Annotated in this window: 5 protein-coding genes; 4 read left to right on the top strand and 1 reads right to left on the bottom strand. The window is 60.0% G+C overall.

Annotated elements, in window-relative coordinates; all coding sequences use genetic code 11:
- Positions 1-2,093, bottom strand: a 2,093-nt coding sequence (locus K1Y02_22430) for an alpha/beta fold hydrolase (protein MBX7259136.1), incomplete at its 3' end; no start/stop codon positions are given.
- A gap of 612 nt (positions 2,094-2,705) precedes the next feature.
- Here K1Y02_22430 and cysC point away from each other — a divergent pair.
- The 4 genes from cysC to glgP form a co-directional block, all read left to right on the top strand.
- The gene (cysC, locus tag K1Y02_22425; protein MBX7259135.1) at positions 2,706-3,317 is read left to right on the top strand and encodes an adenylyl-sulfate kinase; all 612 of its coding nucleotides are present in this window, start codon (positions 2,706-2,708) and stop codon (positions 3,315-3,317) included.
- A 462-nt stretch (positions 3,318-3,779) separates the two neighbouring features.
- Complete coding sequence (locus K1Y02_22420; GenBank protein MBX7259134.1) at positions 3,780-5,900, top strand: hypothetical protein; 2,121 nt, start codon at positions 3,780-3,782, stop codon at positions 5,898-5,900.
- A 192-nt stretch (positions 5,901-6,092) separates the two neighbouring features.
- Positions 6,093-7,370, top strand: a complete 1,278-nt coding sequence (ftsA, locus tag K1Y02_22415) for a cell division protein FtsA (GenBank protein ID MBX7259133.1) — start codon at positions 6,093-6,095, stop codon at positions 7,368-7,370.
- Between the two features lie 211 nt (positions 7,371-7,581).
- Positions 7,582-10,121: alpha-glucan family phosphorylase (gene glgP / locus K1Y02_22410; protein MBX7259132.1), on the top strand; the 2,540-nt coding region annotated here is incomplete at its 3' end.

Genomic DNA, 10,121 nt, shown 5'->3' with positions numbered 1-10,121 from the left:
TGGCGGTTGCGGTCGAAGAAGGTGAGTTCTTTGTCGGAAGAGCCGATGCGTTTGAAGATGCTCTCGCCGGACGATGGATCGACGATGGGGTCGTGGTAGCCTTGGATAACGAGCGCGGGGACGCAGATGTCTTTGAGCGACGCTTCCATTGCGTCCATGACTTCGCCGAGTTCCTTGACGCCGGTAAGAGGGTTGCGGAAGTAGTTGATGTGCCGGTTCTCGGGATGGTTCTCGACAAACTCCCAGCCCGTCGCCCCGCGCTTGATGTAGGCGGCAAGGTTGTTCATCGACACGAGCGTCGACGCGAAGCGCGCCATGTATCGCCGCAGTTGCAGCGGCGCGTTGATGGAGAACACGGCGCGGACCTTGTCGCGTTTGCGTCCCGCGGCGAGCATCGCGAGCACGCCACCCGTGGAAAAACCTCCGAGGATAATGTTGTCGGTAAGGCTCTTGACGATGGCGTAGCCGCGATTGACGGATTCGTACCATTCCTCCCACGGTGTTCTCGCGAGGTCTTCGGGGGAGGTGCCATGCCCTTTTACGCGCACGCCATACACGGCATACCCGCGGCCGCACAGGTAGTCCGCGAGGGCGCGGATCTCCAGCGGCGCGGCCATGTATCCATGCACGAGCACGATTCCTGCCTTATACCTCGGAGGCACCAGCAAGAACGGCCTGCCCACTTCCGGTGGTTTGCTTTCATCGGGTAACGCGCTCGCGGCGTAATCGCTTTCGAACAGATCGAGGTCTTCCTGCATCATGATTGAGCGAATCTTGCTCGACAATACCGTGCGCGGAGTCTGAGCGATGTTTCGAATGATGCCCGTGAGCAACGTCAGCGGCTCGACTTCGTTTGCGATCACGGTCGTCAGCTCCGAGCTTCGCACAGTCTGAAAGTCGGTCTCCGTTCGGGTTTGCGCCACGCGTACATACCCGTCCCCTTCGCGCCGCAAAACACCCTCGCGCACGCACAGGTCGAGAAAATCCGCAAACATCGGACTCGCGTCTTCGTACAGAATGTCGCGGTACGAGCGGTCGAGGACGTGATGCAGGCGGTGTTGTCCCAGTTGCTTGATTTGGTGAACGCAGAGAAAGATCCGGTTTCGATACGCCCGTTCGGTGAACTTGCGCGCGCGCTGATATCGAATCAAAGTGCCGAAGATATGGTCATAATTCACCGTGGTGTTGCGGTAGATCTCGGCCATGTAGCGGATCATGACCCGCCGTGCCGCTTCGTTAAACCCCGATTCGGGGTCCTCTTCCATTGCGTTAAGATTGTCCTGCACCGCATCCAGGAACATGGGGCAGTCGGGAGCCTGAAAGTAATCCGAAACGGCGATGGGATCGCCGAACGTGATGTCCACGTCTGTGTCTTTCGACAAGACGGTGCCTTCGAAAGACAATTCTTCAGCAGCCCGCTTACTCAGATCCTTCGAGAGTGACCTCGCCAGCCGCAGCACCACGTTCTCCTGCGACCGGATGGGGAAGTACGTAATGTTCACCGGCACAATGACGGTCCGTTTGGACAGCGCCTCATCGATGCTCTCCAGCTCGAATCGATCCAGCACGGGCTTGACCACCTCGTCCATGCCGGGCCGTTCGCGAAAGCACGCGAGCCGCTCGCGGTAGTATTGCGCGCGCAACGCAAGCACCGCCGCGCCCGTATGCGGGGGACGCCGCCCGCTGTGGCTGTAAACACGGAACATCCCCTCGTGATCGATGACCTTCTTGTCCTTGATCATCCCGCCTTCCGGAAAAATGATCCACGGGTGATCCCCTTTCAGCAGCGAACGCACAATGATCGCGTCGCGATCCGGGTCCTTGGTCGACACGTTCCCCATCGCGAGCAGGTATTGCCCGATGCGCCCCTTGAACAATTCCGCCGCGGCGAGCGACCAGACTTCCTTGCCCGTTTGTTTGTGGATGGCGTAGGGAAGAAGCACCGTTTCTATTCGCGTGAAGTGATTCACGACGAAGATCGCCGCCATGTCGTCCTGCAGCGCTTCGAGGTTATGTAGGCGAATGTTGGCCTTGATAAAACGTGTGGCGATATCCAAGGTCCATTTCGTGGACTTTACCGCAAACTGACCCATGAACCTTTCCTTGTCGCAATGACCATTGCCGTCTGTTTGACTATAGCCAATGATGATTTGCGCCGCAATGGTAGAAGGCATATCGATTTTCGGGAGGCGCATCGCTACTGAATCGCAGCCGAGAGCGGCTGCGCCACATTGATTGTCATCCTGAGTCCGCCTCCAGCGGACGAAGGATCTGGCTTCAAACCATATACCGATTAGCGCCACGATTCATGCCCGAAACGCGGCCCCGGTAGCGCCGCGATCGCCGAGCGCGGCGTGGTGCTTGCGCCCTGACAGGGCGTTCGTTGGGTGGGGGCGGGTACCTGGGGTTTCGATTCGCGTCGGTAACGCGAATCTCACCCCAGGCTGGAGTATTTCGCGCTTGCAGCGCTCTGGAGTATCGAGTCAAATCATCGGTGTGCATCCGTGGTTGAGTCTCTTTTGGTTGCGGCACGAGGGGAGAGTCTTAATCATGTAAATCTTGTGAACCATGTCTGATTCTTGATCCGGTGGCATTGCCGACGAGTCTCTTCCTCGGCCCCCGATTGGCGTCTCCCCTCCTCCACGTGCTAAACTCGCGCTTTCCTGTAAACCCCCACAAAACACGTTTTCAATTCGGAGTGACTCATGGCGGACAAAGTTAAGGCAACAAACATTACGTGGCACGAGGCAGACATTACCCGGGAAGACCGCGAACGGTTGAACGGGCACCGAGCGGTGGTGATTTGGTTCACCGGTTTGTCGGGTTCGGGCAAATCGACGCTCGCGCATGCGGTTGAAAATGCGCTGTTTGAACGCGGCTGCCGCACCTACGTGCTGGATGGCGACAACATTCGTCATGGATTGAACAAAGACCTCGGGTTCTCTCCGGCAGATCGCGAAGAAAACATCCGTCGCATTGGCGAAGTCGCGAATCTCTTCGTGCAGGCCGGCGTCATCGCGATGACCGCCTTCATTAGCCCGTACCGCGCCGACCGCGACAAGGCCCGCACGATTGCCGGCGAGGGCAAATTCGTAGAAGTCTACGTGAAGTGCGCGCTCGATGTGTGCGAGTCACGCGACGTAAAGGGCCTGTACAAGAAGGCGCGCGCGGGGCAGATCCCTGAATTTACGGGCATTTCAGCGCCGTATGAAGAACCGGAGAAAGCAGAGCTCGTCGTCGACACGGGTGTCGAGTCTCTGGAAGAATCGACCCAGAAAGTGTTGGATTACCTGACGAGCGCGGGCATTATTCAATAAGCCTCCGCGCGCAATCCGCGTTGATACTCGAAACGAATGTGGCACCGGCGTCCCCGTGGCGCCGGTGCTGTTATTCTGTCAGGGACTCTTCGTCTTGAGCCTCACTACGCTGTCATCCCGAGTCCGCCTTACGCGGACGAGGGATCTGGCTTAAGAACTCCGCTGTGGCAGGGAATCCTGCGCGAATCCCCGTTCTCAAGGGAACTCGAAGACCACGAAAAACCCGATTATTCAGCTCCGGAAGGTACCACAACATATTGCGTGCAAAAATCCATTGTGCTACAATCGCTGCCATAGCAGGGGTTACCACGCACAATGTTTGGAAGACGCACGAAACGACCGCTTCCGTGGAGCCGTAGAGATCGGGATTCCGATGCCCAACCGGCCCAAAGTAACCCTGATGATGGCACGGCAACGCCGGTCGATGCGACGCCAGGGGAGGACCGAGCACGAGACTCGCGTTTGCCTGGCGAGACAGTCGAACCGGTTGCATGGGGCGAGAAACCCGTGACGAGCGATCCTACGCAACGGCTCTTGACGGCGCTTGGGCGCTTTCAACGTCAGTTCCTGAAGGCGCGCGAAGGCGCACAGCAAGACCAATGGTCTGACGAGTGCATGAACCACCTGATCCAAGGCGTCGAAATCGCGTTGGAACAAGGGTGGACGGACATCGTCGAAGCGCTCGGCGAGACAGGCCGCGTTCTGCAGACCTACGAAGATGCGGGGTGCGCGAACCTGTGCGTTCCTTATCTCGCGGACAGCTACGAAACCCTGTGCCTGATGGTTGGCGATCTTATCGTCGGCAAAACGCGTTCAGGCGCAATGCAGAAATGGCGCGAACGTTACGAATCCGCTCTTCGCGAAGTCGCGGCAGCGGGCTTGACCCTTGTCGCCGATGATGACGGCGAATCACCCCCGCGCCGACCTGCCGAGCCCCGCAAAGTGACGTCTCCTCCGGTGTTGACGGTGGTACCGCCGTCTCCTCCATTGCAGGCGCCGAGGCAAGATACACCAATCACGTCCGAGCCAGAGCCCGCGCCGCCGCCCCCGCTGCCTTCTCCGCGTGGCGCCAGCGGCCTGACCCCGTTGGGCGAATTACCGCCTCTAAAGCCTGTTGTGGTGCCGGAAGCGCGGTTTACGCCGCCGCCACTGCCCCCGCAACAAACGGACACGCGCGGTACCTTGTTTGATGAGCTTTCGTCCGCGGACGACGATTCGGTGGACATCCCCGAGTTGCCGGAGATGGGAGACGAGCCCCTTTCCCTGGATTTGGCGTCGTTCGCCGAAGAAGAGGAAGCACAACCGGAGCCTGAGCCGGTGATGTCCGAAGAGGAGCCGGAAGAGGTTCCGCCCGCGGCACGCGCGTTGGCAGTAGACGTTGTCGAATTGCTGGACACGTTGTGCGATGGTCTTGCGCGGATTGAGAACGAGCCCGAAAGCAGCCTCAGCACGGTATTTCTCGCCATGGACGACGGTCTTTCCACGTTGGAGGACCGGGCGCGTCAGCTTGGCTGGCATGGTTCGATGCGGGCGTGCCGCACAATGGCTCGCCTGTGCGAGGGGATGAGCAATAGGCGGCCCGCAAAGGATGACAAGTTCTTCGAACTGGCCTACGCATTCGGCGGCGTGTACGGTGAGGCGCAATCGCGCATGGAAGATCCGGCGCTGACGACATGGCAGAGCGAATGCGATGCCCTTATGGAAATGTGGTTGCACGCCCCCCCACAGGAAGTCCCCGCGGCGGCGGCCATTGCAGCCGAAGCCCCGGAATTGAGCGATGAGAACGCCAACGACCTACCCACTATCGAAGCGGAAGGGGGGAACGAAGTCGTGAGCGAAGTGCAGGAACCTGAACGGGCGGAACAAGCGGCCACAACACACGCATCGACACCCGTCCCCGAAGACGATACGGCGGCATCGCTGTTGGACACGGCCCGTCAAGCCGTGGCGGGCGGGTCCATCGCCGACGCGAAATTCTTCGCGATGCGCGCAGCCGTCAGCATTGCGAAGAAACAGGTCGCCGAGACGGAGACCCGCGTGCGCACGCTGGAACTTCGGCACCAGGAATGCGCGCGGAACATCGAAGTGGCGCGCGAACAGGTCCAGCAGGCGGAAGCCTCCGTAACGGAAGCCGAGCGGCAAGTAAACGAAGGCACGGAGGCAAAATCCGAGCGGGGCCGGCATGCGGAAGGCGTGCAGACAAGTCTTGACGGAATCCAATCGCGAATAGACGATTTGGCGGAGCGCATACGCGAGCTTCAAGAACAGCTTGAGGAAGCGGAGCGGCAACATGCCGCAACGCAGACGGCGCTGGAAGAAGCGCGCGCCCAGGAAACGGCCGCGAGTTCGCGGCTTGAAGAGTTGAAGGGCAATGAGCAGCACGCGCGCGTCCAGTTGGAAGACGCGCGGCAGCAAGTGAAGGTGCATCAGCGCCGATTGACGGAAATCGAAGCCGCGATGGAGAAATCGCGCGAGTTGCTGACGAGGCAGCGCGCATCGGTCGCGGAAATCGAACAGACGATAGAACAGGTCAGGACCGCGGAGACGAGCGATGCAGCGCGCGCGGACGACCTGCTGTTTTGACGCATGGGCGCAGGCATGGAGGCCGGCCGCCGCATAAACGGATCTTCCTGGCGTGGAACCTGGCGACGACGAAGGGGGAAGCACTTGGCTCGTCCGTTTCGCGAGGAGGCGCCATTGATGTCCACGCACATGCCAGACCTGCCCGCGTGGATCGGATGGGTTGGAATTCATAACCAAGCGTAGGGACGTGCAGTGCGCAAGAAAACGGAGATTGTCGGCGCGGTAGACTTCGGGTCCCGCGAAATTCGCGTGCTTATCGCGCGCCAAACGCCAGACGGGACCATCAACGTGATGGGGCACGGCACGGCGCCTGCTCAGGGGTGTGTGTCGCAGGGAGTGATTCAAGATCGCGCGGCGGCGCAGGTCGCACTAAAACACGCCTTGACGGAAGCGGAACGCGAGGCTCGCACTCGTATATCGAGCCTATTCGTGGGCGTGAACGGCCGCAAGATCGAGACCTTCATCCGCGAAGGGAACGTGCGGGTGGATCGCGACGTTGTTGAACCGCGGCACATGGACGAAGCGCGCGACATTGCCTCGCGCGACATCCTCGCTCCCGGCAAGAAGCTGTCGTCGTCGGTGAGCGCCGAAGAGTGGTATGTCGATGACATGCGCGTGATCGATCCGCTCGGGATTCGCGGCCAAGTGCTGAAAGTCCGCATCCATTTCGCGCGCCTTCCATCGGTAATCGAAGACAACATCGTGGCATGCGTCGAATCGCAGAGCCGTGAACTCGAAGACTTGATCTTTGTCCCCTTGGCATCGTCGCTGGGATGCCTGACTCCTGAAGACATGGAGTTGGGCGTTGGTGTCTTGGACCTGGGACGGAGCACCACCGGACTCGCCGTCTACCGCGATTTCCGCGTGTTGGCCTCGCACTGTTTCGAGTGGGGCGGCTACCAGATCACGCGCGACGTGGCGGCAGGGTTGCAGGTTTCCTTCGAAGAAGCCGACTCCCTCGTGCTGGAATATGGGATTTCCGACGATTTCATCCGCGAGGAATTTGCCACCGGCAGCGTGTTGGAGCGCCCCGAAGACCGCGCAACCCCGATCAAACTCAAGTCTGCGGTTCCGGGAGCGCCTTCGGTCGTCGACCGGAACGAGCTGGATGTCGTGATCTACGAACGGGCCAAGGAACTGCTGGTGAAGGTGCGGCAGCATCTTCAAGCGCGCGGGCTTGCGAAGAATCTTGTGCGGGGCGTTGTGCTTACGGGTGGGGCGAGCGTGATTAAGAACTACCCGGCGCTGGCCGAAGCCGTGTTTCAGGTGCCGTGCCGCGTGGGTTTCCCCAATTCCGTGGATATTCGCCAGGAACCGGTGAAATCCCCCGCGTTTTCGGCGAGTATTGGCATTGTCCGCCATGCGTTTGACTACCGTGCCGCGGCGAAAAATGGTCATGTCGAGGCCCGCGGACCGGTCGTGGCCATGTCGAAGCGAGTAGGTCGTTTCTTGAAGCGGTACTTCTTTTAGGACAAATTCGGCATCCGGCTGGCGGTCCCAGACCGCTGAGCAAGGGTCGCGCGCCGGGGCCGTTATTTGATACGATGCTGGTTCCTGAACCCGCAGCCGGAACTGCGGGAGAGGGCGTTTTGTAGTATGGGTCGAAATGGCTCGTGGGGTTGCCTTTCAGTGGACCGGATTCCGGATCGGACGCAAACGGGGTAATCGCGAGGACGGACGTATGGCGAAAGTTTGCACGTTTACGGTAGTTCCAAAACTCCCGGCCAAGCTGGAGCGCCTACGTACGCTAGCGCACAATCTATGGTGGTGCCTCGATCCCGAGGGAATCGACATTTTCTTCCGCATCGACCGCAATCTCTGGGAACAAACCAACCAGAATCCGGTGTCGGTGCTCGGTCAGGTGAGCCAGAAACGTTTCGAGGAACTGGCAAAGGACGAAGGATTCCTTGCGCAACTCGACCGTGTGTGCGCGCGCTTCGAGGAATACATCGCGAACGGCAAGACGTGGTCTGAAAAACACAAACATGCCCCGAAAGGATTTGGCGTCGCCTATCTCTCCGCGGAATTCGGATTGCACGAGTCCGTGTCGATCTATTCCGGCGGTTTGGGTTTGTTGGCAGGCGATCACCTCAAGAGCGCGAGCGACCTGGGGTTGCCTCTCACGGGCGTGGGCCTGTTGTACCGCGAAGGCTATCACCGCCAATACCTGAATGCCGATGGCTGGCAACAGGAACGCTATCCGCGTAATGACGTGTTCAAGATGCCTGTCGCCCCCGTCAAGGACAAGGCAGGAAAGCATCTGACCGTCGATGTCGATATGGCTGACCGCGTGGTGAAGGTCCGCTCGTGGAAATGCCAGGTGGGCCGCGTGCCGCTGTATCTGTTGGACACGGATTTCGACGCGAACGACCCGGACGATCGCGAGATTACGGCGCGATTGTACGGCGGCGACTTCGACATGCGTATCCGGCAGGAGTTGGTGCTTGGCGTTGGCGCCGTAAAGACCCTTCACGCACTGGATATTCACCCGACCGTTTACCACATGAACGAAGGCCACGCCGCGTTCATGAGCCTCCAGCGCATCAAGGATCTGATCCAACAAGAGAAGTTGACCTTCGAACATGCGTTGGAAGCCGTGAAAGCCGCCAGCGTATTCACCACCCACACGCCGGTTCCCGCGGGTAACGATATGTTCTCGCCGGAGAGCATCACGCACTATTTCCGCAAGTACTGCGAAGAAGTCGGGATCACCCTGGAGCAACTCTTGGCGCTAGGCCGCCAGGATCCGTCCGATGCTCGCGAACCCTTCTGCATGACGGTTCTCGCCTTGCGGACGTCTGCGGCCGCAAACGGCGTGAGCAAGCTCCACGGCGAAACCGCGCGGCACATGTGGTCGCGCACGTGGCGGGATATCCCCGAGGACGAGGTGCCCATTACGTCGATCACCAACGGCGTTCATACCCGGTTCTGGGTGTCTCGCGACCTCGCGGGCCTCTACGACCGGTATCTTGGTCCCGCGTGGGTGAGCAACCCCGCTGACCCGGATGTATGGGCGCGCATCGTGGATGTGCCCGACGCCGAACTGTGGCGCACCCATGAGCGGCGCCGCGAACGCCTCGTGAATTTCGCGCGCCGCCGCCTGACCAACCAACTCATGAGCCGCAGCGCTCCCAGCGTGGAAATCCGCGCAGCCGCCGAAGTGCTCGACCCCGAGGTCCTCACCATCGGGTTCGCGCGGCGCTTTGCGACGTACAAGCGCGCCAACCTTTTCCTGATGGACCCGGAACGTCTGCTGAAGATTCTCAAGAACGAGCAGCGTCCCGTGCAGTTCATTATTGCCGGGAAGTCGCATCCGCAGGACAATCAGGGCAAAGAACTCATTCGCAATATCGTGCACTTCATTCGGCGCTACGACGCGCGGAATCAAATCGTCTTTCTCGAAGACTACGATATCAACGTGGCGCGCTACATGGTGCAAGGCGTCGATTGCTGGCTTAACACACCCCGCCGTCCCATGGAAGCAAGCGGCACAAGCGGTATGAAGGCCGGCGCAAACGGCGTGCTGAACATCAGCATCCCCGACGGCTGGTGGTGCGAGGCGATGGACTTGGCCGAGAACGGCTGGAGCATCGGCCGCGGCGAGATGTTTACCAACCACGACGAGCAGGACATCACCGAGAGCGATATGCTCTACGAGATCCTCGAACGCGAAGTGGCGCCGGCGTTCTACGATCGCGGTCGCGACGGCCTGCCGCGCCGCTGGATCGAGCGCATGAAGAACGCTATCCGGACCATTTGTCCTGTTTTCAACACGCATCGCATGGTGCAGGAATACACGGATCGCTTCTACATTCCCTGCACCGTCCGTCGGAACGAACTGCGCGACAACGAGCGCAGCCGTTCTCTTGCGCTCTCGAACTGGAAGCAGAAAGTCCGCGTGTGCTGGGCGAAGGTCGCCATACTGGGCGTGGAATCCGGCCCGACGGAGAATCTGCCCTTCGGTTCCTCGTTGCCCGTAACGGCTGACGTCCAGCTCGACAAGTTGAAGGACTCGGACGTCATCGTCGAGACCTACTACGGTGAAATGGGAGCGCACGGCCGGATCGAAAACGGCAAAGCCGTGCAAATGGCGTGCAAGCAGAAACTCGACGGCAGCATCTATCGCTTCGAAGGGGCCATCCCCTGCGATAAAACGGGGCAGTTGGGCTTCACCGTGCGCGTCATCCCGAACCACGCGGACTTGATGGAGAAGCACGAGAC

Source organism: Candidatus Hydrogenedentota bacterium, from assembly GCA_019695095.1.
Lineage (GTDB): Bacteria > Hydrogenedentota > Hydrogenedentia > Hydrogenedentales > SLHB01 > JAIBAQ01.
The sequence above is the reverse complement of the archived record's forward strand: the minus strand, read 5'-3'. Positions and strand labels throughout refer to the sequence as shown.